Here is a 24,678-nt window from a genome sequence, read left to right as displayed (position 1 = left end):
CGGTCAGAGCGGATGCAGCACGCGGCGCAAGAAGTCCTGCGTGCGCGGGTGCTGGGGTTGGTTGAGCAGCGCCTTGGCCGGCCCCTGCTCGACGATGACGCCGCCGTCGATGAACAGCACGCGGTCGGCGACGTCGCGGGCAAAGCCCATCTCATGCGTGACGACGACCATGGTCATGCCCTCGTCGGCGAGCTTGCGCATCACGCCGAGAACATCGCCCACGAGTTCGGGGTCGAGCGCCGAGGTCGGCTCGTCGAACAGGATCGCCTTGGGCTGCATCGCCAGCGCCCGCGCGATCGCAACGCGCTGCTGCTGGCCGCCGGAAAGTTGCGGCGGATGCACGTCGGCCTTCTCGGCAAGCCCGACCCGGGCGAGCAGCGCGCGGCCGTGTTCGTACGCCCGGGCGCGCGGCTCCCTCTTCACGAATAGCGGGCCCTCGACCACGTTCTCCAGCGCGGTGCGATGCGGGAACAGGTTGAAGCGCTGGAACACCATCGAGACCTGGGTGCGGATGTTCACGATCGACGGCGCATCGCGGTCGACCTTCAGGCCTTCGACGCTGATCTCGCCGCGGTCGTAGCTTTCGAGGCCGTTGATACAGCGCAGGATGGTGGACTTGCCGGAGCCTGAGGGCCCGATGATGCAAACCACCTCGCCCTTCTGCACGGAGGCTGTGATGCCCTTGAGCACCTCGACCTTGCCAAAGCTCTTGTGGATGTCGTTCAGCTCGATCATTTCTTTCCGGCCCGCTTCTCGAAGTGACGGACCAGCAGGATCAGCGGAATGCTCATGGTGAGATACATCAGCGCCACCAGCGTGAACACGCTGGTGTTCTTGAAGGTGGACGACGCGATCAGCTTGCCCTGCAGCGCGAGCTCGGCGACCGTGATGGTCGAGGCTTGCGAAGAGTCCTTCAGCATCATGATCATGACGTTGCCATAGGGCGGCAACACGATGCGCACGGCCTGCGGCAGCACCACGCGGCGCATGGTCAGCCACCAGCCCATGCCGATCGACTGCGCCGCCTCGATCTGGCCCTTGTCGATCGCCTCGATGCCGGCGCGGAAGTTTTCCGCCTGATAGGCCGAATAGGCGATGCCGAGCCCGAGGATCGCGGCCTGCAAGGCCGACAGCCTGACGCCGAGATCGGGCATGACGAAATAGAGGTAGAACAGCAGCACGATGATCGGGATGCCACGGATCACGTTGATCAAGCTGGCGCTGAGCATCGACAGCGCCTTGATGCCCGAGACCCGCATCATCGCCCAGATCAGGCCGAGCACCGTCGAAAGCAGCAGCGAGCCGATGGTGACGATGATCGTCAGCGCGACGCCATTCATCAGGATCGGAAAGAACTCGACGGTGTCGTGCCAAAAACCTTTCATCGGGCAGCCTTCAATGACGCGCTATCGGCCTCGATCAACCTTGGGCCTTCAGGCCCCATTTATCGAGGATCTTGTCGATGGTGCCGTTGGCCTTCAGCTTCGCCAGTGACGCGTTGATCTTGCCGAGCAGCGCGGTCTCGCCCTTGCGGACGCCGATGCCGACCGAGCCGACGGTGACGGGCTTGTAGCCGTCGACGAGGCGCACCTCGGGAAAGCCGCCCTGCTTCAGATTGTAGGCGAGGATCGGATAGTCGGCATAACCGGCCTTGAGGCGGCCGGTGTTCACGTCGCGCAGGATGTCGGGGATGGTGTCGTAGGCCTTGACCTCGGCGAACAGGCCGCTCTTCTTCAGCGCATCGACGAAAGCGGTGCCGACTTGCGCGCCGACGGTCTCGCCCTTCAGATCGTCCTGGGTGGCATAGGCCTTGGTGTCGCTCTTCGGCACCACCAGACCTTCGCCATAGGTGTAGATCGGGTCGGAGAAGTCGACGACTTCCTTGCGCGGCGCCGTGATGAACATCGCGGCGGCGATGATGTCGATCTTGCTCGAGGTCAGCGACGGGATCAGCGCCGAGAACTGCATCGGCTCGATCTGCACGTTGAAGCCGGCATCCTTGCCCACCTCGGTGACGAGGTCGACCATGATGCCCTGGATGGTGTTGGTCTTGGTGTCGAGGAAGGTGAAGGGGATGCCTGTCGGCGTCGAGCCGACCTTCAGCACCTGCTGCGCCGAAGCCGGCGTCATCGCTGCAATTGCGAGTGCCGCGACCGCGGCCAGACCAAAACGCTTCATCGCATCCCCCTTTTGGGCTTGGCCGATGACGGCGCTCGCACAAGTCGTGATCAGACGTTGCGGGCCAAGCCGTTTCGGCCTATTTTCACCAATATGAAAATTTGGTCACACTTTCGCGGACGATGCAAGCGGTTTTCATGCACATGAAGGAAGCGGTTTGACGTGAGCGGTGGCAAAAGAATGCGCAAACCGGCCGCCGCAAAGCCGGCGACGAAGGTGAAGGCCAAGAAGGTGCCGGTCAAGGCTACCGCCAAGCCGGCCGAGCCGGCGATGGACGTCGCAGTCGGCCGCCGCATCCGCGATCTCAGGCGCGTCAGGCAATTCTCGCTGGAGACGGTCGCGGCGCGCACCGAGCTTTCGATCGGCTTCCTCAGCCAGATCGAGCGCGGCCTCTCCTCGCCGTCGCTGCGCGTGCTGGCCACGCTCGCCGACGTGCTCGGCGTCGGCATCGCCGCACTGTTCGGCGCCAGCCCGAGCGCCGACGGCGCGTCCGACCAGGTCGTCACGCGCGGACTTCAGAGGCCCGAACTGAAGCTGTGGCGCACCGGCGTATCGAAACAATTGCTCAGTCCGGCCAGTGCCGACAACCGGCTCAACCTGTTCCTGGTGCATCTGGAGCCTGGCGGCTCCACCGGCGATGAGCTCTACACCCATGACGGCGAGGAAGCCGGCCTCGTGCTTGAGGGCGAGATGATGCTGACGGTGGACAGCGAGACGTGGTCGCTGAAGACCGGCGACAGCTTTCGCTTTGCGAGCCGCAGGCCGCACCGGTTTTCGAATCCGGCGAATGATGCGAAGGCCGTGGTGCTCTGGGTGAATTGCGTGACGGGGGCGGGGTAACTGCCCTCCCTCTCCCCGTTCTTACGGGGAGAGGGTCGGGGTGAGGGGCTCTCTCCGCGCAAACGGTCAGAGTGAGACTCGCGGAGAGTCCCCCTCACCCGGAATTTGCTGCGCAAATTCCGGCCTCTCCCCGCACGCGGGGAGAGGCGAAGAAATCATCCAAACCGGTGCGCGTACCGCTCCACCGTCAGCGCGCTCACATCGACCTCCGGCTTCTTGCCCGAGAGCATGTCCGCAAGCACGCGCCCCGAACCGCAGGACATGGTCCAGCCGAGCGTGCCGTGGCCGGTGTTGAGGTGGAGATTGGCGTATTGCGTCGGGCCGATCACCGGCGGGCCGTCCGGCGTCATCGGGCGCAGGCCGCTCCAGAACGTCGCCCTGGAGAGATCGCCGCCGCGCGGGAACAGGTCGGTCAACGAATGATCGAGCGTGGCGCGGCGCGCGTCGTACAGCTTGCTCGAATAGCCGGAGATCTCGGCGGTGCCGCCGACACGGATGCGATTGCCGAGACGGGTGATCGCGACCTTGTAGCTCTCGTCCATCACGGTCGATTCCGGCGCACCAGAGGCGTCCTTGATCGGCACGGTGATCGAATAACCCTTCACCGGATAGACCGGCAGCGAGATACCGAGCGGCGCGACGAGGCGCGACGACCAGCTTCCGAGCGCGAGCACGTAAGAGTCGGCCTGCAACATCCCGGCGCTGGTCACGACGCCGGTGACGCGTGCGCCGTCCGTGACGATGCGGTCGATACCGGTGTTGAACATGAAGCGCACGCCGAGCGCCTGGGCGTGCTTCGCCAGCGCCTGCGTGAACATGTGGCAGTCGCCGGTCTCGTCCTGCGGCAGGCGAAGCCCGCCGGCGAACTTTTCCTTCACGCCTGATAGCGCCGGCTCGACCGCGATACACCCTTCGCGGCTCAGCACCTCGAAAGGCACGCCGTACTGCTTGAGCACGGCGATGTCTTCGGCGGTGCCGTCGAGCTGGGCCTGGTAGCGGAACAGCTGGAGCGTACCCTGGGCGCGCTCGTCATATTGAATGCCGATGTCGCGGCGCAGATCGCGCAGGCAATCGCGGCTGTATTCCGCGATCGGGATCATCCGGCTCTTGTTGACCGCATAGCGCGCGCTGGTGCAGTTGCGCAGCATCTTGAGCAGCCAGACCCACATGACGGGATCGAGCTTCGGCCGGATCACCAGCGGGCCGTGCTTCATCAACAGCCACTTGACCGCCTTCACCGGCACGCCGGGGCCGGCCCATGGCGAGGAATAGCCGGGCGACACTTCGCCGGCATTGGCAAACGACGTCTCCAGCGCCGGTTCAGGCTGACGGTCAACGACCGTCACTTCGTGGCCGGCACGTGCGAGGTAGTAGGCAGAGGTGACACCGATGACACCGCTGCCGAGGATCAGAACTTTCACGCTTGGTCAAACTCCCGCGGCATCACGCTCGCCGCTGCAAGATAAAACTCCACAGCGGCGAGAGCAATTATCAGGCCACCCTCTTGATGGCGTCGCCGAGGATCGAGACGATCTGGTCGATATGGCTCTTCTCGACGATGAGCGGAGGCGACATCGCGAAACTATCGCCGCTCATGCGCAGGTAGAGACCGGTGTTGAAGCAGTCGACCATGACGTCATAGCCGCGCGCACCGACGACACCGTCACGCGGGGCGAGCTCGACCGCGCCCATCAGGCCGCAATTGCGGATGTCGACGACGTTCGGCAGACCCTTCAGCGAATGCAGCGCATCGCGCCAGTATTCGGCCATCGTGGCGCCGCGCGTGAGCAGGCCCTCGTCCTTGTAGATGTCGAGCGTGGCGATACCCGCGGCGCAGGCGGTCGGATGCGCCGAATAGGTGTAGCCGTGGAACAGCTCCATCTGGTTCTCGGGGCCGACCATCATGCCGTCATGCACCTTGCGGCTCGCGAACACGGCGCCGCAGGGAATGGTGCCGTTGGTGATGCCCTTGGCCGTCGTCATCAGGTCCGGCGTGACGCCGAAGAAGTTGGCGGCGAACGGCGTGCCGAGGCGGCCGAAGCCGGTGATGACCTCGTCGAAGATCAGGAGGATGCCGTGCTTGTCGCAGATCTCGCGCAGACGCTGCAGATAGCCCTTCGGCGGCGGCAGCACCGCGGTCGATCCCGGCACCGGCTCGACGATGACGGCGGCGATGGTCTCGGCGCCATGCAGGCCGACCAGACGCTCGAGATCATCGGCGAGCTCTGCGCCATGCTCGGGCTGGTCCTTGGCGAAGGCGTTGCGGGTAAGGTCATGCGTGTGGCGGATGTGGTCGACACCCGGCAGCAGGGTCGCGAAGGCGCGGCGGTTGGCGACCATGCCGCCGACCGAGGTGCCGCCGAAACCGACGCCGTGATAGCCGCGCTCGCGGCCGATCAGGCGGGTGCGGCTCGACTGGCCGTTGGCGCGGTGATAGGCGAGCGCGATCTTCAGCGCGGTGTCGACCGACTCGGAGCCGGAATTGGTGAAGAAGACGCGGTCGAGGCCCTTCGGCGCGATCTCGGCGAGACGCTCGGCGAAGTCGAACGCGAGCGGATGGCCCATCTGGAAGGTCGGCGCGAAGTCCAACGTCATCAGCTGCCGCTCGACCGCCGCAGCAATCTGCTTACGGCCGTGCCCGGCATTGACGCACCACAGGCCCGCGGAGCCGTCGATCACCTTGCGGCCGTCGACCGTGGTGTAGTGCATGCCCTCGGCCGAGGAGAACAGGCGCGGCGCCTTCTTGAACTGACGGTTGGCCGTGAACGGCATCCAGAACGAGTCGGTCTTGATAGTGTTCGGAATCTGATGAAGGGTCACGGCCGCGCTCCTTTGCTGACCCGCTAGCAGAGCCACGGCTTCGATAGCGCAACAAGTCCTTTTCTGGTGACCTGCAAGCCATTGATTTCACTGGGGCAGCCGGTCCATATTTGCGCGATCCGCAACACCTGAAACAGGGCCAAGGGCATGAGCGTCGACATCGGTGGACGGCTGCGATTCATCCGGGCGCGCCACAAGCTGTCGCAGCGCGAGCTGGCAAAGCGCGCCGGCGTCACCAATTCGACCATCTCGCTGATCGAGTCCAACCAGATGAACCCGTCGGTCGGCGCGCTCAAGCGCATCCTCGACGGCATCCCGATGGGGCTCGCCGAATTCTTCGCGCTGGAGCCGGAGTCCAGGCGCAAGATCTTCTACCGCGCCGAGGAGCTCACCGAGGTCGGCAAGAAGCCGATCTCGTACCGGCAGGTCGGCGACAATCTGTTCGGCCGCAGCCTGCAGATCCTGAAGGAGCGTTACGAGCCCGGCAGCGACACCGGGCGTGTGCACCTCGTCCATGACGGCGAGGAAGGCGGCATCGTGATCTCGGGCAAGCTCGAAGTCACCGTCGAAGACGAGCGCCGCATCCTCAATCCTGGCGATGCCTATTATTTCGAGAGCCGCCGCCCGCATCGCTTCCGCTGTGTCGGCGGCAAGCCGTGCGAAGTGATCTCGGCCTGCACGCCGCCGACGTTCTAACGCGCGATCAGCGCTATCCGGGCTCCTACGGGAGTGCCCCGGTGTCTTACGGAGCTTGATCCATCTCAATTTCCGCGCGCCGATCCTCTATATGATGCGAGCCGTAGCCGAGAGACATTCCGGCGCCGCTTCATAAGGCTCGCAGATGAAGATCACGCTCGCCAATGCAGAGGCTGCGCTCGACGAAGTGCAGCGCGATGCCGACAAGCTCCATTCGCGCGAGCTGCGCAAGGCGATTGCCGAGTACATCGAGACGCAGCGCGAGGCGCTGAAGGCGCTCCGCAAGAAGCTGCATTAGAGGAATGAGGCGGAGCGAGACGATCTCGCCCCGCCTTTTGCTTCAACGCTCCGTCAGCAATTCCTCGATCCTGATCGGGAACCGACGCACGCGCACGCCGGTCGCATGCCAGACGGCATTGGCGACCGCGCCGGCACTGCCCGTGATGCCGATCTCGCCGACGCCCTTGATGCCGAGCGCATTGACATGCGGATCGTGCTCCTCGACCGTGATCACGTCGAGCGGCGGCACGTCGGCATTCACGGGGATGTGGTACTCGCCGAGATTGGCATTCATGATGCGGCCGCTGCGGCGATCGGTGATGGCTTCCTCGTGCAGCGCGAAGGACATGCCCCAGATCATGCCGCCGAACAGCTGGCTCTTCACCAGGTGCGGATTGACGATGCGACCGGCCGCGAAGGCACCGACCATCCGGGTGACGCGGGCCTGGCCGAGCTCGGGATCGACCTTCACCTCCGCGAACACCGCGCCGTGGGCATGCATCGCATACTCCTCCATCGCCGCAGGATTCGGCGCGCCGGTGCCGCGCGCCTCCACCTCGGCAACGCCGGCGCGCGCCAGGATCTCAGTGTAGCTTTCGCCGCGGCTCTCGTCGTCGCGCCGGATCAACCGGCCATCGCGCGCGATCACGCCGGCATTGCCGGCGCCGAAGAGTGGCGAGCGTTCGTCGCCGGTCGCGAGATCGGCGAGCTTTGCGATCACGGCTGCGCCGGCGGTGTGGATCGCGGCACCTGCGGTCGCCGTGTGCGCCGAGCCACCGGCGATGCCGGCATCGGGGAGGTCAGATGTGCCGGCCTTGAAGTCGACACGGTCGATGTCGAGGCCGACCGCATCGGCCGCAATCTGGGCGAGCGCGGTCCAGGCGCCCTGCCCCATGTCATGCGCGCCGATCTCCATCGCGCCGCTCCCATCGCGGCGGATCACAGCGCGCGCCTCGGCCTGGAACATCAGCGCCGGGAAGGTGGCGGTGCCCATGCCCCAGCCGACCAGAAGGCCGGCATCGTCGCGCATCTGCCGCGGCTGAAGCGAGCGCTTCGCCCAGCCGAAGCGCGCCGCGCCCTGCTCGTAACAGGCCCGCAACGCCTTCGACGAGAAGGGTCGTCCCGTCATCGGCTCGACCTCAGCATAGTTCTTGAGGCGGAAGGCGAGCGGGTCGATGCCGCAGGCCCAGGCCATCTCATCGATTGCGCTTTCGAGCGCGATCGAGCCGGTCGCTTCGCCCGGCGCGCGCATGAACAGCGGCGTGCCGGTGTTGACGCGAACGGCATCGTGCGAGGTGCGGATCGCCGGCGCGGCATAGAGCGTGTGCGAGGCATCGGCCGCGGGTTCGTAGAAATCGTCGAATGTGCTCGACACGGTCCTGGCGTGATGATCGAGCGCGGTCAGCTGCCCCTCGCCGTCGGCGCCGATGCGCAGGCGCTGGCGCGTTGGCGCGCGATGACCGACTGGGCCGTACATCTGCTCGCGGCGCAACACCAGCTTGACCGGCTTGCCGACCAGCTTGGCCGCCATGATGCCGAGGACCGGGGGACCGGCCATCAGCCCCTTCGAGCCGAAGCCGCCACCAAGGAACGGACTGCGGATGTGGATCTTGTCATGCGCAATGCCGAACAGCTCGGCAACGCGCGCCAGCGACAGCATCAGGCCCTGCGTCGGCATGTCGATCCGGAGATTGTCACCGTCCCAATGAGCCACGATCGCGTGCGGCTCCATCGCGTTGTGATATTGCGGCGGCGTCTCGTAGATCGCATCGATCCGCTTCTCGGCCGCGGCAAGCCCCGCCTCGACATCGCCGCGGTGGTTTTCCGTGGGATTGCCGACGCCGACGACCGGCGGCACATAACTTTCGCCGGCATCGAGGCCGACCAGCGCGGGCAGCGTCTCGTAACGCGGCGCCAGCAATGCGGCGCCTTCGGTGGCAGCTTCCAGCGTTTCCGCGATCACGACGGCGATCGGCTGGTTGGCGTAGCGGACCTCATTGCTCTGCAACACCTCCATCCGGAACACGAATGGATTGGTCTTGATCTCCGGATCGATCGCGAGCGCAGGCTTGTGGTCGGGCGCCATGACGTCGACCACGCCGGGATGGCGTTTTGCGGCGGCGACATCGAGCGAGGTGACGCGGCCATGCGCGATGCCCGACACCGCCATCACCGCAAACAGCATCCCGTGCGGATGATTGTCGGCGGCATAGGTGGCACGGCCCGTGACCTTGAGCACGCCATCGCGACGGGTCAGCGGCTGGCCGATGTTCGAGCCGTGGCGCAGATGGGCGGGCGCGCTGGTGAGATTGAGCTCAGGCATGGATGGCTCCGGATGTGGAGGCAAAGGGAGAGGCCGGCAGCGCGGGGATGCGCGCGGGCGTACCGGCGGCGGCGAGGGCCAGCGCGCGCACGACGATGCGGCGCGCGAGCTCGATCTTGAAGGCGTTGTCGCCGGATGGCTTTGCGTCGGTGAGCGCGCGCCAGGCGGCTTCCTGGAATGCGTCGGCCGTGGGCGCGACGTTTTTTAACACATCCTCCGCCGCGCGGGCACGCCAGGGCTTTGCGGCGACGCCGCCGAGTGCAAGCCGCGCTTCGGCGATCTTGCCGTTCTCGATCCGCAACGCAGCCGCAGCCGAAACGACGGCAAAGGCATAGGATGTGCGCTCGCGAACCTTGAGATAGCGCGCATGCGCGGCAAAGCCGCGGGCGGGCGGCGGCAGGCGAACCGCGACGATGAGGTCGCCGGGCTCCAGCGCCGATTCACGCTCCGGCGTATTGCCGGGCAAGCGATGCAGCTCGTCGAGCACGATCTCGCGACGGCCGCTCCTGCCCTCGATCTCGACGACGGCGTCGAGCGCGACGAGCGGCACACAGAAATCGGACGGATGGGCGGCGATGCAGCTCTCGCTCCAGCCGAGCACGGCATGGGTGCGGTTCTCACCCTCGCGGGCGTCGCAGCCGGACCCGGCCTCGCGCTTGTTGCAGCGGCTGGCGGTGTCGTAGAAATACGCACAGCGCGTCCGTTGCAGCAGATTGCCGCCGACGGTCGCGGCATTGCGCAATTGGGCCGACGCGCCGGAGAGCAGCGCTTCGGCCACGGCCGGATACGACCGCGCGAATTCCGCATCATGCGCGAGATCGGCATTGCGGACCAGCGCGCCGATGCGCAACGATCCGTCGGCGAGGGTCTCGATTTGATCGAGCCCTTCGAGATGCGTGACGTCGACCAGGCGATCCGGACGGCTGACGCCGCCCTTCATCAGATCGAGCAGATTGGTGCCGGCGGCAAGATAGACAGCGCCCGGCTGGGCGGCCGCAGCGACGGCTTCAGCGATCGTGGCCGGCCTGACATAATCGAACTGTTTCATGCGGAGCGCCTCTGATTGGATTCGTCCATGCCGGCCTGCGCTTCCAGCACGGCATCGACGATGCCGGCATAGGCGCCGCAGCGGCACAGATTGCCGCTCATGCATTCGCGGATGCGCTCGGGATCGTTGCCGGCCTGCGCCTCCTGCATCATGCCAATCGCGCTCATGATCTGGCCGGGCGTGCAGAAGCCGCACTGGAATCCGTCATGGGCGATGAAGGCGGCCTGCACCGGATGAAGCTGGTCACCACGCGCGACGCCTTCGATGGTGAGGATGTCGGCGCCGTCATGGCTGATGGCGAGCGCGAGGCAGGAATTGATGCGCTTGCCGTCGACGAGAATGGTGCAGGCGCCGCACTGGCCGCGGTCGCATCCCTTCTTGGTTCCGGTGAGATGGAGGCGCTCACGCAGGAGATCGAGCAGCGTGACGCGCGGATCGTCGAGGACGAAATCGCGCCGCGCACCGTTCACGGTGAGGCTGATGGAGTGGTTCATACAAGGCTCCGATCAGATATGGACATGGCTCATCGCTCGGCGCGCCACCGCCGTGGCCGCCGTCGATATCGTGTGGACCGGGCGGAACCCGGCCAACATCCCAACGAAGATACGGAGGCGCCCTCCGCTTAACAAGGGCCGCGCAAAAATATTTGGAAATCGTCAAAAGCCCATGCGCATACAACGCGATGAAGCCAGCCAAGGGTTCAATCTAACCAATTCGTGATCTACATTGCCTGATATGGACGACCACACTGACCAGACCCGAAAGCCCCGCGCCGACGCCGTGCGCAATCGCGAGCGCGTGCTCGAAGCGGCCAAGGTCGTGTTCAACGCGGGCGGTCCGGAGGCGAGCCTGGAGGCGGTCGCCAAACGCGCCGGCGTCGGCATCGGCACGCTCTACCGGCATTTCCCGACGCGCGAGGATCTGTTCGAGGCGGTGTACCGACGCGAGGTCGAGCAGCTCAGCGAGCTTGCCGAGCAGTTGAAGAATGCCAAGGATCCGGTCGATGCCCTGCAACGCTGGCTGCGCTCGGGTGTCGAATTCGTCGCCACCAAGAAGGGCATGGTGGCAGCCCTGGCGCTTGCGGTCCAAAGCGGTTCCGAGCTGCACGCCTTCTCGTTCGATCGGCTGACGAAGGCCATCGGTTCGCTGCTCAACCGCGCAGTCGCGGCCGGCGAGATGCGCGCCGACATCAGTCCCGAGGACTTGCTGCGCGCGTTCTTCGGCATGTGCTACATGCACGACCAGCCCGGCTGGCAATCCTCTGTGCTGCGGATGCTCGACGTGTTCGTGGACGGGCTGCGGGTGCAGACGGCCGCCAAGGCCAAGGCGCGCACCACGAAGCCCGCGAAGCCGGCGGTGAAACGGAAGCGGTAGCGAGCCCGTACCTCCAAAGGTCGTGCTAGGATCAGCACCGCCGGGATTTCAACGCGGAGCCTGTCATGCGCATCGCCGCCTTGCTCGTCGCTCTCAGTATCGCGTTCAGCCCGATCTCAGCACGTGCCGACGATGTCGCGGCGGCACAGAGCGTCATCCGCGCCCAGGAGCAGGCGTTCGGCCGCAACGATGCGGCCGCGGCTTATTCCTACGCTGCACCGGCGATCAAGGAGATCTTCCCCGCCCCCGACATCTTCATGTCCATGGTGCAGAACGGCTACGCGCCGGTCTACCGGCACAAGAGCTTTGAGTTCGGCGAGAGCAAGAGCGAAGGCAACTGGATCGCCCAGCACGTCCACATCGTCGACGCCAATGGCGAAGCCTGGGAGGCACTGTACACGCTCGAGCAGCAGGCCGACGGCAGCTACAAGATCACCGGCTGCTCGCTGCTGAAGGCGGGACAGGCGGTCTAAGTGGCCAAGCCCGGACCGGCCCTGACCGAGCCCATCCGCGAACGGATCAGCAGCAGCACGACGATGCCGATGTTGAGCGCGTTCCAGGCGACGCCGTTGGCGAAGGCCGCGCCGTAGGAGCCGGTGGCATCGAAGATGACGCCCGACACCCAGCCGCCGAAGGACATGCCGAAAACCGAGGCGAAGATCACGATGCCGACGCGGGTTGCGGCTTCGCTCGCCGGCATCGCCTCGCGCACAATGATGGCGTAGCTCGGCACGATGCCGCCCTGGAACAGGCCGAACATCGCCGAGATGATGTAGAGCGAGGCGAGGCTGTCGAAGAACAGGTAGAACACCAGCGCAAACCCTTGCGCCAGCGATCCCACCAGCAGCGTGCGGATGCCGCCGATCTTGTCGGCGAGATAGCCAGAGCCGATCCGACTGATGATGCCGCAGGCCATCATCAGCGACAGCATCTCGGCGCCGCGCGCCACGCCGTAGCCGAGGTCGCCGCAATAGGCGACGATATGGACTTGCGGCATCGCCATGGCGACGCAGCAGGAGATGCTGGCGATCGAGAGCAGCACTGTCAGCGTGTTGGTCGAGAGCTTGAGATCGACCCGTGGCGGAGGTGCCTTGGCGTGGTCATGGACCGTGTCATTGCCCATCTGCGCGCGCAGCACCAGCACCAGGATGGTCATCAGGCCCACGCAGACGAGGCCGATGCCGATATGGGTGGTACGCCAGCCGATCGTCTGCATGCCCCAATTGACGAGCGGCGGCCACATCGTGCCGGCGAAATAGTTGCCGCTGGCGACGATGGTCACGGCAAGGCCGCGATAGCGCTCGAACCAGTGCGAAGCCTCTGCCATCAGCGGCGCGAAGGTCGCGGACGTGCCGAGCCCGATGAGGAAATAGGCCGCCACGAACTGCCAGAGCTGGGTCGACAGCCCCGCCAGCGTATTGGCGACGCCAAGGAAGGCGATACTGATCGCCATCGCCGGCACGATGCCGAACCTGTCTGTGATCTTGCCCGCGATCACGCCGCCGAGCCCGAAACCGAACATCATCAGCGTGAAGGCCAGCGACACCGCGCCGCGCGTGGCGGCGAACTCGGCCTGCACGGCGGGAATCATCACCACAATCGCCCACATGCCGACGCCCCCGATCGAGCCGATCAGCAGCGCGAGCAGCAGTCGCACCCATGCCTGACGGGAATCAGGAGTGAAAGAAGCTGGTCTTTGTGGTGGATGATTTGGCGCGTGCACGGCGCGGACCATGTTCGCGGATCGCCTCGCGGTCAAGCATCGTGCCGCGATAATGGGCATGCGCGGTGCACTGCGGTAAGAAGGAGCTTGGCGAAACCGCGCTTTGCCATTAGTTTGCAATCTGCGTGTGCAACATTGCCGCGCGAAGAGCATGTCGGCGGAATGTTGTTGCGATTGACACGATCGATGCGGATCAGGGTGGGGCGCCTCATTGCCCTCGCCTACCTGTTCTGCGTGCTCGCGCCGGCAGCCGCCCTTGCCTGGGGCAGTGGTCCAGCGCCATGCCTCGACGACGCGCGTCTTGCCGACCTCGTTCCGGCACATCACCAGATGGCCGCGAATCATGTGCACGGCGACGTGTCTCATGACCACGCAGGATCGCACGCGCATCACCAGACCGCCGCACAGGACGCACCCGCGTCGCATCATCATGACGGCAAGGGCAAGGCTGGCCCGTGCTGCGCGATGATGTGCGTGAGCGCGCTGCCGGCCGATCTGCCCAGCGTCGCAAAGCCGCTTCAGCCCGTCTCCGCCTGCGCGCCCGAGATCGTGGCCAGCCTGCACAGCACGGCGCCGCCCCAGCGCTACCGCCCTCCCATCGCCTGATCTGACACGCGACGACGTCAGGCCGAGCGTGCATCCGCGCGCGCGGACCTGTGGTCTCCAAACAGATCAGGGATGATTCATGCTTACGCTTTCCGGGGCGAAGTCCGCCGCCGCATCTGCGGCGCGTCGAGGACGCTTTCTATTCAATTGGCCGCTGCTGGCCTTGGCTGCATTGGCGCTGTCCGGCTGCATGCCGGCAACCACGCAATTTGCGAGCGCGAATCCCGCCGATCCGGCGGCGAAGGTGGCACGCGTCGGCTATCGCTCGACCATCGCGCCCTACACCAGCCTGCGGCCCGCGACCCCGGCACCATGGCGCGACCGCAACGACGCCGTCGCGCCGCAGCCGAAGCAAGACCGGTAGAAGCGCGACATGGCACATCATCTTGCGCGGGGCCTGCTCATGCTCACCGCGTTCGGACTCTCCGGCTGCATGGCATTCTCACCGGACGGCGGCATGACGACGGTCTCCGACCTCACCAGCCAGACCATCAAGAAGGACGTCGCCTTCGTCCGATCGGCCGAAGGCGCCGAGGCCGTCGACGCGACCGTCCGCCGGTTGCTGGCGCGCACGCTGACCGTCGAGACCGCCGTGCAGATCGCGCTGCTCAACAACAAGGGCCTGCAAGCCGCTTACAACGAGCTGGCGCTGGCCGAAACCGAGCAGGTCGAGCAGAGCCTGCCGCCCAACCCCGTGTTCTCGATCTCGCGGATCTCGGGCAATGGCGCAAACGAGATCGAGCGCCAGGTCGTCGGCGACATCCTCGCCCTCGCAACACTGCCGTTCCGCTCCGAGATCGCCCGCGACCGCTTCCGTCAGGCCCAATTGCGCGCGGCGCTGGCGACGTTGCGGCTCGCGGCCGACGTGCGCCGCGCCTATGTCCGCGCGGTCACCTGCAACGAGCTGGTGGTGCTGCTGACGGACGCGAAGGCCACGGCCGAATCGACCGCCCAGCTCGCCGTGAAGCTCGGCGAGACCGGCTCGATCAACAAGCTCGACCAGGCCCGCGAACAGGTGTTCTACGCCGAGACCACCGCGGACCTCGCCACAGCGCGGCAGGCCGCGACGAGCACGCGCGAAAGACTCGCGCGCCTGATGGGACTGTGGGACGACGGCCTCGACTTCCGTCTGCCCAATCAGTTGCCGCCTTTGCCGGGCCGGCCGCAAGCCCTGCCCTCGATCGAGGCCGACGCGGTCGCCCATCGCATCGACCTGCAGATCGCGCGGCTGGAACTGACGGCGCTGGCAAAAGCGCTGAACCTCACCGAGGCGACGCGCTTCGTGACGCTGCTTGATCTCGCCGGCATCTCCCGCCGCACCCAGGATCCGGAAGGGCCGCCGTTCCGCGAACGCGGCTTCGACGTGCAGTTCCAGATTCCGATCTTCGACGGCGGCGAGGTCCGCGTGCGGCAGGCGGCGGAGACCTACAATCTCGCCTTCAACCGCCTGACCGAGCGTGCCGTGAACGTGCGCTCGGAGGCGCGTGATGCCTATCGCACCTATCGGTCCACGTACGACATCGCCAGCCATTTCCAGCGTGAGATCGTTCCCTTGCGCAAGATCATCACCGAGGAGATGCAGCTGCGTTTCTCCAGCATGCAGGTCGACATCTTTGCACTGCTGACCGAGGCGCGGCAGCGCCTGGCGTCGCTGCGCGGCGCGATCGATGCCAGACAAAGATTCTTCCTCGCACAGGCCGACTTGCAGACCGCCGTCAATGGCGGCGGCTCGCCGGCTTCCGGCGGCGAGACTTCAACCACCATCGCTGCGGCAGCGTCTGCCGATGGCGACCACTGAGACGGAGGCCATCATGTTTTCCCGCCGAGGTTTTTTGGGCACTGCCGCGCTCGCCAGCGCATCCGTCGTCAGCGGCCGCGTGCAGGCGGCCTCGATTCCGGAAGCCCCGCACATGGACAAGGTGGTGATGCAGCCGCCGCTGCACCCCATCAGCGGACCCGATTATCGCCCCGTGGTCACGCTGAACGGGTGGTCGGCGCCGTTCCGCATGAACGGCGACTGGAAGGAATTCCATCTCGTCGCCGAGCCCGTGGTGCGCGAGTTCGCCGAAGGCATGAAGGTGAATTTGTGGGGCTATAACGGCCAGTCGCCGGGCCCGACCATCGAGGCGGTCGAGGGCGACAAGGTCCGCATCTTCGTCACCAACCGCCTGCCTGAATACACCACCGTGCACTGGCACGGCATGATCGTGCCCAGCGGCATGGACGGCGTCGGCGGCCTGAACCAGCCGCACATCGATCCGGGCAAGACCTTCGTCTACGAGTTCGAGATGAAGAAGAGCGGGACCTTCATGTACCACCCGCATTCCGACGAGATGGTGCAGATGGCGATGGGCATGATGGGCATGGTCGTCGTGCATCCGCGCGACCCGAATTTCCGGCCCGTCGACCGCGATTATGTCTTCGTGATGAGCACCTATCGCGTCGATCCCGGCAGCTATCTGCCGCAAGTCAACGAGATGACCGACTTCAACATGTGGACCTGGAATTCGCGGGTGTTTCCGGGGATCGATCCGCTGCCGGTGCGGCTCGGCGACAAGGTGCGCGTGCGCATCGGCAATCTCAGCATGACCAACCATCCGATCCATCTGCACGGCCACAGCTTCGCGGTGACCTGCACCGACGGCGGCTGGATTCCGGAGAGCGCGCAGATTCCCGAAACCACCACCGACGTTCCCGTCGGCGCGGTACGGGTATTCGACGTGCTCGCCGACAATCCCGGCGACTGGGCGTTCCACTGCCACAAGTCGCACCACACCATGAACGCAATGGGACACGAGGTGCGCACGCTCATCGGCGTGTCGCGCAAGGATCTTGCCAAGGCCGTCGGCAAGCTCGCGCCCGACAGCATGGCCATGGGCTCGACCGGCATGGCGATGGGCAACATGGAGATGCCCGCGCCAGACAACACGCTGCCGATGATGACCGGCACCGGCCAGTTCGGGCCGATCGAGATGGGCGGCATGTTCACGGTGATGAAGATCCGCGAAGACCTCGCGCGCGACGATTATCGCGATCCCGGCCCCTACAAATTCCCGCAAGGCACCGTCGCCTACGAAGTCACCCCACCGGCCGCAGAGCCGGCGCGGCAGCAAGGCGGCACCCCGCCGATGAAGCACATGAAGATGTGAGCGTTTCGATGAACCACCAACTGGAGAAGAAGATGAAGACAACGATCAAACTCGGACTCGCGCTGGCTGCGCTTTCAATCGCACCGGCCTTTGCACACGACCAGCACGATCACGGGACCTTTTCGGCCGGCGAGCCGGGCGATCCCAAGAAACCCGCGCGTATCATCGAGATCCTGATGAACGAGATGGACTACGCGCCTGCCAAGGTCGAGGTCAAACGCGGCGAGCAGATCCGCTTCGTGCTGCGCAATGTCGGCAAGGAGGATCATGAGTTCCTGCTCGCGACACCTAAGGAGAATCTCGCGCATGCGGAGGTGATGAAGAAGCATCCGCACATGGAGCACGACGATCCCAACGGCGTGCGGCTCGCGCCGAGCAAGACTGCCGAGATCCTCTGGAAGTTCACCAAGGCTGGCACGTTCGAGTTTTCCTGCCTGATCCCCGGCCATCGCGACTACGGCATGGTCGGCCACGTCACCGTAAACTGATGGAGACTTCCATGAACCGCATCATCCGCATCGCGGCAGCACTGGCGCTGACGGCGAGCCTTGCCACCGCAGCCTTCGCCGCCTCGATCAGCGGCGAGGTCAAGAAGATCGACGAAGGCGCCGGCAAGATCACGCTCAAGCACGGCCCGGCGAAGAACCTCGGCATGGAGGAGCCCATGACCATGGTCTACCGCGTCAAGGACCCCGCTTTGCTGAAGCAGGTGAAGGTCGGCGACAAGGTGACCTTCGAGGCCGAGGAGGCGCCGGCCGGGTACACGGTGACGAAGATGGAGAAGGCGAAGTAGGCGGCGGCTTCCTCGCCGCCGACTTGAGCACCAGACACCTCCACGACGTCATGGCCGAGTTCGTCCCGGCCATCCACGCCTTCCCACGCGGCAGAAAGAACGTGGATGCCCGGGACAAGCCCGGGCATGACGACTTCTTCCGTGCCCGCAGCCCCCCGAATTCCGCTGCCCAGACCTCCTGCCGCACCCTTCGTTAACCCTTTGCTAACCATACACCGGGCAAAAATTGCCGGGTGAAGTCGAGTGTCGTCGGCCGCGTTAGAACGGGGGATCCCCTGTGGACGCCAGTGCGGTGCCTCACTTTCGGAACGGCGGCCCCTCGGCCGCCGCGCAGACATTTGGGGCGCGCGGCCGGCAGTCGCGCGGGGAGGCAGCTACCATGGTCGACGTCACCGCGGGACAGGGCGTAGGCGCAGCCAAGCCCGGCATCCCCTCCCTCAACGAGATCGTCAGCGTCCTCAAGCGCGGCGACATCGCGCTCGCGCTCGGCATCCTCACCATCCTGGTGGTGTTGATCCTCCCCCTGCCCGCGATCGTGCTGGACCTGTTCCTGGCGATCTCGATCACGCTCTCGATCCTGATCCTGATGACCTCGCTGTTCATCCAGGCGCCGCTCGAATTCTCGGCCTTCCCGACCATCCTCCTGATCTCGACCATGCTGCGCCTGTCGCTCAACATGGCCTCGACGCGCCTGATCCTGTCGCACGGGCATGAGGGCACGGATGCCGCCGGTCACGTCATCGAAGCCTTCGGCAGCTTCGTGATGGGCGGAAATTTCGTCATCGGCATCATCGTCTTCGCCATCCTGATCATCGTCAATTTCGTCGTCATCACCAAGGGTTCGGGCCGTATCGCCGAAGTCGCCGCCCGCTTCCACCTCGACGCCATGCCCGGCAAGCAGATGGCGATCGACGCCGACCTCTCCGCCGGCCTGATCGACGAGAAGGTCGCCAAGCAGCGGCGCAAGGAGCTGGAGGACGAGAGCGGCTTCTTCGGCGCCATGGACGGCGCCTCGAAATTCGTCCGCGGCGATGCCATCGCCGGCCTCCTGATCGTCTTCATCAACGTCGTCGGCGGCATGATCATCGGCGTCGCGCAGCAGGGCCTCTCCTTCGCCGACGCCGGGCGCAGCTACACGCTGCTGACAGTCGGTGACGGCCTCGTCACCCAGGTGCCGGCGCTGATCGTCTCGACCGCGGCGGGCCTGCTCGTCTCCAAGGCCGGCGTCTCCGGCGCGGCCGACAAGGCGCTGATGAAGCAGTTCTCCGGTTATCCGCAGGCGCTGGCGATGTCCTCGGCGGTGATGCTGGTGCTGGCGGCCCTGCCGGGCATTCCGACCATCCCGTTCCTCGCGCTCGGCGCCGGCGCCGGCGCGCTGGCCTGGCACGCCCGCAACCACAAGCGCACCACGGTCAAGGCCGAGGAAGCCGCCAAGACCGCCCCCGCGGCAGGTCAGCCCGGCGCGCCGGGCGCCGCTGCAGCCGAGGAGCCGATTTCCGCGGCGCTGAAGATCGACGACCTCAAGATCGAGCTCGGCTATGCCCTCTTGCCGCTCGTCAACGGACCCGACGGCACCGACCGCCTCACCGAGCAGATCAAGGCGCTGCGCCGCTCGCTGGCTATCGAGATGGGCTTCGTGATGCCGGCGGTGCGCATCCTCGACAACGTCCAGCTCGAAGCCAACACCTACATCATCAAGATCAAGGAGGTCGACGCCGGCACCGGCAAGATCTGGCCGAACCAGTTCATGGTCATGGACCCCGGCGGCAGCCAGGTTCAGGTGCCCGGCATCCACACCACCGAGCCGACGTTCGGCCTGCCCGCGACCTGGGTCGACGCCAGCCTCAAGGAAGAGGCCTCGCTCAAGGGCTACACCGTCGTCGACGCCGCGACCGTGCTCTCGACCCATCTCACCGAGCTGCTCAAGGCCAACATGTCGGACCTGCTCTCCTATGGCGAGGTGCAGAAGCTGCTCAAGGAGCTGCCGAAGGAGCAGAGCGAATTGGTCAAGGACATCGTGCCGGGACAGGTCACGGTCTCCGGCATCCAGCGCGTGCTGCAGCTGCTGCTGGCCGAGCGTATCTCCATCCGCGACCTCTCGACCATCCTCGAAGGCATCGCCGACTCGCTCGCCTTCTCGCGCAATCCCGCGACCATGGTCGAGCACGTCCGCGCCCGCCTGGCGCGACAGATCTGCGCGCAAAACACCTCCTACAACGGGTATCTGCCGCTGATCGCGCTCTCGGCGAAGTGGGAACAGGCGTTCGCCGAATCCATCATCGGACAGGGCGAGGAGCGCAGCCTCGCGATGCAGCCCTCGAAACTGTCGGAGTTCATGACGGCCGTGCGCGAGGCGTTCGAGCGCGCCGCCCGCGAAGGCGAGGCTCCGGTGCTGGTCACCTCTGCGGCAATTCGTCCGTTCGTACGTTCCCTGGTCGAGCGGTTCCGGGCCCAGACGACCGTGCTGTCGCAGGCTGAAATCCACCCCAGGGCGAGGTTGAAAACGGTCGGAAGCATCTGATTTGCCTTAAGAAGCCGTGTGTTTTTCGGCCACAGGCAAATGGTTTTTGAGTTCCTGGCGCTTTGTCGACCAAAGGCCGAAAAGGCGCCCGACGAGCACATTACATCTTTGAAATAATTATATAATCGAACGATCCAGCGTCGTTTTTGATCGCGATCTTTCACGTCCTTTCACGCTCTTGTGATGGCCTCTTGGGAACGAATCCCCCCAATACTACGTTGTTGGGCACCGGAAGCATGAACCTGCCTGAAACGGCCGGCGACTACTTCGGGTAGATGGCGGCAGGAGGCTTCCATGAACCACTCGATCTACAGCGCCGATCGCTCGACCCATTTGAAGATTGTGGTCGTGGCCCTCGTCGCAGGGATCGCGGTGGCAGGCTTCGGCATCACGGCACGCTCGGGTTCGGATGAAGGTCTGACCCAGACGGCCCGCGTCATCAAGGCCGGCAAGCCGGTCGTTATCACCAGCTCGAACGCGTCCCTCGTTCGATAAGGAGATCTAGCGAGTTTTGTGAATTCACGCGGCTCTTTACCAGCCCCCCAAAGTCGCCACGTGGATATGTAGACGACCCCAACCCCAAGTCGACTACAGAAAGCGCCCGCCCCCCACGGGCGCTTTCTCATGTCTGGGTACCTCGTCATTGCGCGCGCAGCGAAGCAATCCAGACTGTCTCCGCGGAAAGATTCTGGATTGCTTCGCTGCGCTCGCAATGACGGAGCAAAGGGCGCGGCCGTCGCCCCCCAACTACCTCACCCCATAGGTCGGCGGCGGCGCCTGCACGGTCGGCGCTGCGGCTGCGAACAGCTGCTCCTTGCTACCCGTCAGCGGCGGATAGATCCGCTTGCAGTTGATGGTCTGCTTGGTCGCCTTCGCGGCCTGACCGGTCGTGCGGACCTCGCGATCCCACCTCTCCGTATAGAGCGCGCCCCAGCCGCCGAGATCGAGCACCGTCACGTACCAGTCGATCCGCAGCGGCAGCATCGGCCGGCCCGCGAGATCAGCCACGACATTGTGGCCCGCGAAACGGCCCATCGGCCGCGCGAACTGGCAGGACATTACGGTCGGATGCAAGCCATCGACGACGCTCGAGGCGACGTCGCCGGCCGCGAACACGCCACCGACATCCGCAACCCGCATGAAGGGATCGACCAGGAGGCGCCCGAGGCGGTCGCGTGCGTCCGGAAAGCTCGCCGCGAGACGGCTTGCACGCATCCCCGCGCACCAGATCACCGTCTGGGTCGGGATGAACTCGCCCGAGCTCAGGTGCATGCCGGCGGCCTCGACCGATGCGACACGCACGCCGAGCCTTGTCTCGACCTCGAGCGAGGCCAGCGCGGTCTCAATGACGGGACGCGCATGCGCGCCGATGGTGGCGCCGACGGCCGGATTGGAATCGACCAGGATGATACGGCGACTTCCGGTGATGCCCGCGCGCGCCAGCCGGTCCGGCATCTCGGCCGCGACCTCGATGCCGGTAAAGCCGGCGCCGACCACCACGACCGTGGAGCGCCCCGGCGACGGCGCGCTGCGGCCGAGCGAGGTGAGATGCTCCTCGAGATTGAGCGCCGCAGCATAGGTATCGACGTCGAACGCATGCTCGGCAAGGCCCGGAATGTCGGGCCGCATCACCTCGCTGCCGAGCGCCAGCACCAGCCGGTCGTATCTCAGCGTCTCGTCGCCGCGGTCGGTGACCAGCGAAATCTCACGCCGTGCCGGATCGATGGTCTCGACCTCGCCGATGCCGTGACTGACGCCGATCGGATCCAGCAGTTGCGGCAGCGGAATGGCGACCTCGGAGAGATCGACCTCGTAATTGCGCACGCGGATGTTGTGATAGGGATTGCGGTCAATGAGGCGGATCTCGATGTCGCTGTTAGCGCCGATCTCCTCGCGCATGCGCGCGGCACCGATGGCCGCCCACAGGCCTGCAAACCCGGCGCCGAGCACGACGATACGCGCCATGTCCGCCAACTACGCTTCCCCAAGGATTCCTACGGTCTGCCCGCGCAGGCAGGTATAGCGCATTCGCTCCGGCCGACCAACTGCGGCAGCGCGGCACCCGCTGCACAAAAACGTGGCTCAGGCCTCGCGCAATTGCGATGGCGTCGCGCCAAAGCGCTTGCGGAAGGCGCGGTTGAAATAGGACAGATCCGAGAAGCCCGAGGAGTGCGCGATGTCGCTGATCTTCCGCGCCCTGGCCCGGGGATCGCCGAGCAGCTTGCGCGCCTGTAACAGGCGCTGCTCCAGCACGAATTCGGTGAAGGTGGTGCCGGCCTGCTCGAACAGGCGTTGCGCCTGGCGCGGGCTGAGCCCCGAGCGCGTCGCGATCTCGGACAGGCAGAGATCGTTGCGGCCGAGCGCGGCCATCACGTCGGCGCGCATGAGATCGAGACGTGCCGCCGCATGCCCGCGGCCGCGGGCGAGGCTTGCATGCTCGGCATCGGTGCCGAGCAGGAGGCCAACGAGATCGACCATGTGCTGCGCGGTCAGGCGCTGTCCGACGGCGTCGAGATGCGGCGCGTGATGGGCGGCAAGCGCGTGATAGCGGAAGATGGTCTCGGCCACCGCACCGTCGGAGAGCACTTGCGACAGCTTCTCCTCGGCGCGCGGATTGATGTCGAGCAGCGCGCGGCGCGGCATGCGGATGGTGGTGAAGCGGTCCTCGTCGGTGTGCCCGACGGTGCCGGTGACGCTCATGTCGACCAGCACCATCTGCGCCGGCGCAAGCTCGACGGTATGGCCGTTCTGCCCGACCCGGACGAGGCCCGCATGGGCCGATATCAGCACGAGGTCGTCGCTGCCGTCGGCAAGATGGCTCTGCGTGCGCGTGTATTGCGCGGAGGCGCCTTCGGGAAGGGCGAGCGCGATATTGTCGACCACGCTGATCTGGAGCCGGCAGTCGATGCTGTCGCCGTGGCTCGGCCCGATGTCGAGACCGCAGGCACCGAAGGCCCGCTCGCGCCACTGTTCGAAGGCCGGACCGTGCGGCAGTCCTGCATATTGGTGGACGAAGATGCCCGGCGTCCTTGCTGCATCCATCTGATTTCCTGCCCCTCTCCGGCATCATGATCGGCGACGCCGACTGCAAATTCCGGGCATTTGACGCCCAGAATTGCGGGGAGGTTCAAATCGGGGCTGGATTTGGCGGGATTTGTCGGAATGCGACGGCGGGATGGACCTTGGCGACAGGAACCAGTTCCTGTCGCCTACTTCTTCGCGGGGGCCTGCGGCTGGGACGGCGGCACGGTCTCGATCAGCTTGCCGGAAAACACCGGCGCGGAGGTCGGCTGTCCCGTCGGCGAGCCGCCGGCCTGCTCGACGGTGACGGCGTAGGTGGCGCCGCTGACGACATCGGCGTCGTAGGAGCCGAGAACAGGGCGTGCCGTGAAATCGCCGGAGCCGATCACGCCGAGCGAGCGCGGGCGCGGCAGCTTGTCGGAGATCAGCCAGAGCTCGAAACTCTTGCCGGGCTCCGGTGTCGCGCCGACCTTGCGCACCGTGAAATTCCGCGTCGCGCCGTCGATGGTGAGAATGAAGGCCGGGCCGCCGCCCTGGCCCTGCAACAGCGCCACATATTGCGCAGAGGCGGCGAGCGGCGCCGCCGGCGTCTTCACCTCCACGGTCTGGATGCGCGGTGCGGGACGCAACGCACCCGGCAGCGCGTCGGGCCGGAAGATCTGGAGTGACAGCGTCACCAGCAGCGCGGCCGCAAGCGTACCGACGGCGGAGGCGATGGTGCGCCAGCGCTTCACGCGGCCCTCGAGATAGATCACGTTGGTGTCGTCGACGATCGGCACCTGCGGCACGTGCACGACCTCAGGATCGGGTGCGTGGACCTGCGGCATGAAGACCGGCGCGATGTCGCCAATCGCATCGGGTGAAGTCCGCATCGTCTCGGGCTGCTCTGCCTCGGCAGGCTGCGGCTCAGGCTCCGGCGCCTGCTCCGACGGCAAGTCCGGCGGCGCGGTTTCGACCGGCGGAGGTGGCGGCGGCACGACTGCGGACGGGGCCGGCGGCTCCTGCGCAAGCGCCGTGCGCGCGATCTCGGACCTGATGTTCTCCCACACGATCGGACGCGGCTCGATATTGCCGACCATCTGGTTGAGGACGCCGAGCCGGTAAGACCAGGCCTGCACGATGTCGGCGAACGCCCTGTCCACCGCCATCATGGTCTCGACCTGCGCGCGCTCCTCGGCGTCGAGCGTGCCGAGCGCATATTCCGCGGCGAGCGCGATATGGTCCTCCGTGTAGGCCATCACTTTCCTTCACCTCTCCCGAAGGGAGAGGTGGACTGTTGCCGCTTTGGTTCGTGCCACTCTCATCAT

Annotated in this window: 25 protein-coding genes; 13 read left to right on the top strand and 12 right to left on the bottom strand. The window is 65.8% G+C overall.

What is annotated here, in order from left to right:
- Positions 1-3: 3 nt before the first annotated feature.
- The 3 genes from AAFG16_RS07355 to AAFG16_RS07345 are packed head-to-tail and all read right to left on the bottom strand — an operon-like array spanning position 4 to position 2,178.
- Positions 4-735 (bottom strand): amino acid ABC transporter ATP-binding protein, encoded by a 732-nt coding sequence (locus AAFG16_RS07355; RefSeq protein WP_342738355.1) that lies wholly within the window; start codon positions 733-735, stop codon positions 4-6.
- Positions 732-1,385: an amino acid ABC transporter permease gene (locus tag AAFG16_RS07350; protein WP_027562571.1), complete on the bottom strand. Its 654-nt coding sequence runs from the start codon at positions 1,383-1,385 to the stop codon at positions 732-734. Before AAFG16_RS07350 ends, AAFG16_RS07355 begins: the two co-directional genes overlap by 4 nt.
- A 34-nt stretch (positions 1,386-1,419) precedes the next feature.
- Positions 1,420-2,178: an ABC transporter substrate-binding protein gene (locus tag AAFG16_RS07345; RefSeq protein ID WP_342738353.1), complete on the bottom strand. Its 759-nt coding sequence runs from the start codon at positions 2,176-2,178 to the stop codon at positions 1,420-1,422.
- A 180-nt stretch (positions 2,179-2,358) separates the two neighbouring features.
- Here AAFG16_RS07345 and AAFG16_RS07340 point away from each other — a divergent pair, with 180 nt between their 5' ends.
- On the top strand, positions 2,359-3,018 hold the full coding sequence (locus tag AAFG16_RS07340; RefSeq protein ID WP_342738351.1) for an XRE family transcriptional regulator: 660 nt from the start codon (positions 2,359-2,361) through the stop codon (positions 3,016-3,018).
- A gap of 155 nt (positions 3,019-3,173) precedes the next feature.
- Here the strand turns inward: AAFG16_RS07340 and AAFG16_RS07335 are convergent, their stop codons facing one another.
- Together AAFG16_RS07335 and AAFG16_RS07330 are read right to left on the bottom strand one after the other, a co-directional pair.
- Positions 3,174-4,439 (bottom strand): D-amino acid dehydrogenase, encoded by a 1,266-nt coding sequence (locus AAFG16_RS07335; RefSeq protein WP_342738349.1) that lies wholly within the window; start codon positions 4,437-4,439, stop codon positions 3,174-3,176.
- A 70-nt stretch (positions 4,440-4,509) separates the two neighbouring features.
- On the bottom strand, positions 4,510-5,838 hold the full coding sequence (locus AAFG16_RS07330) for an aspartate aminotransferase family protein (protein WP_283084202.1): 1,329 nt from the start codon (positions 5,836-5,838) through the stop codon (positions 4,510-4,512).
- Between the two features lie 147 nt (positions 5,839-5,985).
- Here AAFG16_RS07330 and AAFG16_RS07325 point away from each other — a divergent pair, with 147 nt between their 5' ends.
- Complete coding sequence (locus AAFG16_RS07325) at positions 5,986-6,534, top strand: cupin domain-containing protein (protein WP_018646206.1); 549 nt, start codon at positions 5,986-5,988, stop codon at positions 6,532-6,534.
- A gap of 145 nt (positions 6,535-6,679) precedes the next feature.
- Positions 6,680-6,832: a hypothetical protein gene (locus AAFG16_RS07320; protein ID WP_283084201.1), complete on the top strand. Its 153-nt coding sequence runs from the start codon at positions 6,680-6,682 to the stop codon at positions 6,830-6,832.
- Between the two features lie 42 nt (positions 6,833-6,874).
- On the opposite strand, the gene AAFG16_RS07315 is transcribed toward AAFG16_RS07320, so the two are convergent.
- Genes AAFG16_RS07315 through AAFG16_RS07305 form a run of 3 tightly spaced genes read right to left on the bottom strand, consistent with a single transcriptional unit; the run spans position 6,875 to position 10,678 of the window.
- On the bottom strand, positions 6,875-9,136 hold the full coding sequence (locus AAFG16_RS07315; protein WP_342738345.1) for a xanthine dehydrogenase family protein molybdopterin-binding subunit: 2,262 nt from the start codon (positions 9,134-9,136) through the stop codon (positions 6,875-6,877).
- Positions 9,129-10,184, bottom strand: a complete 1,056-nt coding sequence (locus AAFG16_RS07310; RefSeq protein WP_342738343.1) for a xanthine dehydrogenase family protein subunit M — start codon at positions 10,182-10,184, stop codon at positions 9,129-9,131. The genes AAFG16_RS07315 and AAFG16_RS07310 overlap by 8 nt, the downstream gene beginning before the upstream one ends.
- Positions 10,181-10,678, bottom strand: a complete 498-nt coding sequence (locus tag AAFG16_RS07305; protein WP_008140891.1) for a 2Fe-2S iron-sulfur cluster-binding protein — start codon at positions 10,676-10,678, stop codon at positions 10,181-10,183. Before AAFG16_RS07305 ends, AAFG16_RS07310 begins: the two co-directional genes overlap by 4 nt.
- A 241-nt stretch (positions 10,679-10,919) precedes the next feature.
- On the opposite strand from AAFG16_RS07305, the gene AAFG16_RS07300 reads away from it, so the two are divergent.
- Positions 10,920-11,558 carry a TetR/AcrR family transcriptional regulator gene (locus AAFG16_RS07300; RefSeq protein ID WP_283084198.1) on the top strand — a complete coding sequence of 213 codons (639 nt, stop codon included), beginning with the start codon at positions 10,920-10,922 and terminating at the stop codon, positions 11,556-11,558.
- A gap of 65 nt (positions 11,559-11,623) precedes the next feature.
- On the top strand, positions 11,624-12,031 hold the full coding sequence (locus AAFG16_RS07295; RefSeq protein WP_283084197.1) for a DUF4864 domain-containing protein: 408 nt from the start codon (positions 11,624-11,626) through the stop codon (positions 12,029-12,031).
- Here AAFG16_RS07295 and AAFG16_RS07290 read toward each other — a convergent pair.
- Positions 12,028-13,293: an MFS transporter gene (locus tag AAFG16_RS07290; protein ID WP_342738338.1), complete on the bottom strand. Its 1,266-nt coding sequence runs from the start codon at positions 13,291-13,293 to the stop codon at positions 12,028-12,030. The two genes, AAFG16_RS07295 and AAFG16_RS07290, sit on opposite strands and share 4 nt — an antisense overlap.
- 75 nt (positions 13,294-13,368) lie before the next feature.
- Here AAFG16_RS07290 and AAFG16_RS07285 point away from each other — a divergent pair, with 75 nt between their 5' ends.
- From AAFG16_RS07285 to AAFG16_RS07250, 8 genes are all read left to right on the top strand, one after another.
- Positions 13,369-13,887, top strand: coding sequence for a hypothetical protein (locus AAFG16_RS07285; protein ID WP_342738336.1), 519 nt, complete (start codon positions 13,369-13,371; stop codon positions 13,885-13,887).
- Positions 13,888-13,966: 79 nt separating this feature from the next.
- The gene (locus tag AAFG16_RS07280; protein WP_342738334.1) at positions 13,967-14,251 is read left to right on the top strand and encodes a hypothetical protein; all 285 of its coding nucleotides are present in this window, start codon (positions 13,967-13,969) and stop codon (positions 14,249-14,251) included.
- Positions 14,252-14,260: 9 nt separating this feature from the next.
- A complete protein-coding gene (locus AAFG16_RS07275; protein ID WP_342738332.1) occupies positions 14,261-15,685 on the top strand; it encodes a TolC family protein in 1,425 nt (474 codons plus the stop codon).
- A gap of 13 nt (positions 15,686-15,698) precedes the next feature.
- Positions 15,699-17,036, top strand: coding sequence for a copper oxidase (locus tag AAFG16_RS07270; protein ID WP_342738330.1), 1,338 nt, complete (start codon positions 15,699-15,701; stop codon positions 17,034-17,036).
- Between the two features lie 32 nt (positions 17,037-17,068).
- Positions 17,069-17,524, top strand: coding sequence for a cupredoxin family protein (locus AAFG16_RS07265; RefSeq protein ID WP_342738328.1), 456 nt, complete (start codon positions 17,069-17,071; stop codon positions 17,522-17,524).
- An 11-nt stretch (positions 17,525-17,535) separates the two neighbouring features.
- A complete protein-coding gene (locus AAFG16_RS07260) occupies positions 17,536-17,829 on the top strand; it encodes a copper-binding protein (RefSeq protein ID WP_342738326.1) in 294 nt (97 codons plus the stop codon).
- 379 nt (positions 17,830-18,208) lie between these two features.
- A complete protein-coding gene (gene flhA, locus AAFG16_RS07255) occupies positions 18,209-20,350 on the top strand; it encodes a flagellar biosynthesis protein FlhA (protein WP_283084190.1) in 2,142 nt (713 codons plus the stop codon).
- A gap of 294 nt (positions 20,351-20,644) precedes the next feature.
- Positions 20,645-20,845, top strand: a complete 201-nt coding sequence (locus AAFG16_RS07250) for a hypothetical protein (RefSeq protein WP_092193413.1) — start codon at positions 20,645-20,647, stop codon at positions 20,843-20,845.
- Positions 20,846-21,097: 252 nt separating this feature from the next.
- Here the strand turns inward: AAFG16_RS07250 and AAFG16_RS07245 are convergent, their stop codons facing one another.
- The 3 genes from AAFG16_RS07245 to AAFG16_RS07235 form a co-directional block, all read right to left on the bottom strand.
- Positions 21,098-22,315, bottom strand: coding sequence for an NAD(P)/FAD-dependent oxidoreductase (locus AAFG16_RS07245; RefSeq protein WP_342738324.1), 1,218 nt, complete (start codon positions 22,313-22,315; stop codon positions 21,098-21,100).
- 117 nt (positions 22,316-22,432) lie between these two features.
- A complete protein-coding gene (locus tag AAFG16_RS07240; protein WP_283084188.1) occupies positions 22,433-23,392 on the bottom strand; it encodes an AraC family transcriptional regulator in 960 nt (319 codons plus the stop codon).
- 167 nt (positions 23,393-23,559) lie between these two features.
- On the bottom strand, positions 23,560-24,609 hold the full coding sequence (locus tag AAFG16_RS07235; protein WP_342740863.1) for an anti-sigma factor: 1,050 nt from the start codon (positions 24,607-24,609) through the stop codon (positions 23,560-23,562).
- Positions 24,610-24,678 lie beyond the last annotated feature (69 nt).

This window comes from Bradyrhizobium sp. B117, from assembly GCF_038969555.1.
GTDB lineage: Bacteria > Pseudomonadota > Alphaproteobacteria > Rhizobiales > Xanthobacteraceae > Bradyrhizobium.
The sequence above is the reverse complement of the archived record's forward strand: the minus strand, read 5'-3'. Positions and strand labels throughout refer to the sequence as shown.

Coding starts and splice junctions, on each gene's coding strand:
- AAFG16_RS07265 (WP_342738328.1), top strand. CDS start 17,069: ATGAAGACAACGATCAAACTCGGACTCGCGCTGGCTGCGCTTTCAATC.
- AAFG16_RS07235 (WP_342740863.1), bottom strand. CDS start 24,609: ATGGCCTACACGGAGGACCATATCGCGCTCGCCGCGGAATATGCGCTC.
- AAFG16_RS07325 (WP_018646206.1), top strand. CDS start 5,986: ATGAGCGTCGACATCGGTGGACGGCTGCGATTCATCCGGGCGCGCCAC.
- flhA (WP_283084190.1), top strand. CDS start 18,209: ATGGTCGACGTCACCGCGGGACAGGGCGTAGGCGCAGCCAAGCCCGGC.
- AAFG16_RS07300 (WP_283084198.1), top strand. CDS start 10,920: ATGGACGACCACACTGACCAGACCCGAAAGCCCCGCGCCGACGCCGTG.
- AAFG16_RS07275 (WP_342738332.1), top strand. CDS start 14,261: ATGGCACATCATCTTGCGCGGGGCCTGCTCATGCTCACCGCGTTCGGA.
- AAFG16_RS07345 (WP_342738353.1), bottom strand. CDS start 2,178: ATGAAGCGTTTTGGTCTGGCCGCGGTCGCGGCACTCGCAATTGCAGCG.
- AAFG16_RS07245 (WP_342738324.1), bottom strand. CDS start 22,315: ATGGCGCGTATCGTCGTGCTCGGCGCCGGGTTTGCAGGCCTGTGGGCG.
- AAFG16_RS07270 (WP_342738330.1), top strand. CDS start 15,699: ATGTTTTCCCGCCGAGGTTTTTTGGGCACTGCCGCGCTCGCCAGCGCA.
- AAFG16_RS07350 (WP_027562571.1), bottom strand. CDS start 1,385: ATGAAAGGTTTTTGGCACGACACCGTCGAGTTCTTTCCGATCCTGATG.
- AAFG16_RS07355 (WP_342738355.1), bottom strand. CDS start 735: ATGATCGAGCTGAACGACATCCACAAGAGCTTTGGCAAGGTCGAGGTG.
- AAFG16_RS07305 (WP_008140891.1), bottom strand. CDS start 10,678: ATGAACCACTCCATCAGCCTCACCGTGAACGGTGCGCGGCGCGATTTC.
- AAFG16_RS07315 (WP_342738345.1), bottom strand. CDS start 9,136: ATGCCTGAGCTCAATCTCACCAGCGCGCCCGCCCATCTGCGCCACGGC.
- AAFG16_RS07295 (WP_283084197.1), top strand. CDS start 11,624: ATGCGCATCGCCGCCTTGCTCGTCGCTCTCAGTATCGCGTTCAGCCCG.
- AAFG16_RS07250 (WP_092193413.1), top strand. CDS start 20,645: ATGAACCACTCGATCTACAGCGCCGATCGCTCGACCCATTTGAAGATT.
- AAFG16_RS07260 (WP_342738326.1), top strand. CDS start 17,536: ATGAACCGCATCATCCGCATCGCGGCAGCACTGGCGCTGACGGCGAGC.
- AAFG16_RS07240 (WP_283084188.1), bottom strand. CDS start 23,392: ATGGATGCAGCAAGGACGCCGGGCATCTTCGTCCACCAATATGCAGGA.
- AAFG16_RS07290 (WP_342738338.1), bottom strand. CDS start 13,293: ATGGTCCGCGCCGTGCACGCGCCAAATCATCCACCACAAAGACCAGCT.
- AAFG16_RS07310 (WP_342738343.1), bottom strand. CDS start 10,184: ATGAAACAGTTCGATTATGTCAGGCCGGCCACGATCGCTGAAGCCGTC.
- AAFG16_RS07320 (WP_283084201.1), top strand. CDS start 6,680: ATGAAGATCACGCTCGCCAATGCAGAGGCTGCGCTCGACGAAGTGCAG.
- AAFG16_RS07340 (WP_342738351.1), top strand. CDS start 2,359: ATGCGCAAACCGGCCGCCGCAAAGCCGGCGACGAAGGTGAAGGCCAAG.
- AAFG16_RS07280 (WP_342738334.1), top strand. CDS start 13,967: ATGCTTACGCTTTCCGGGGCGAAGTCCGCCGCCGCATCTGCGGCGCGT.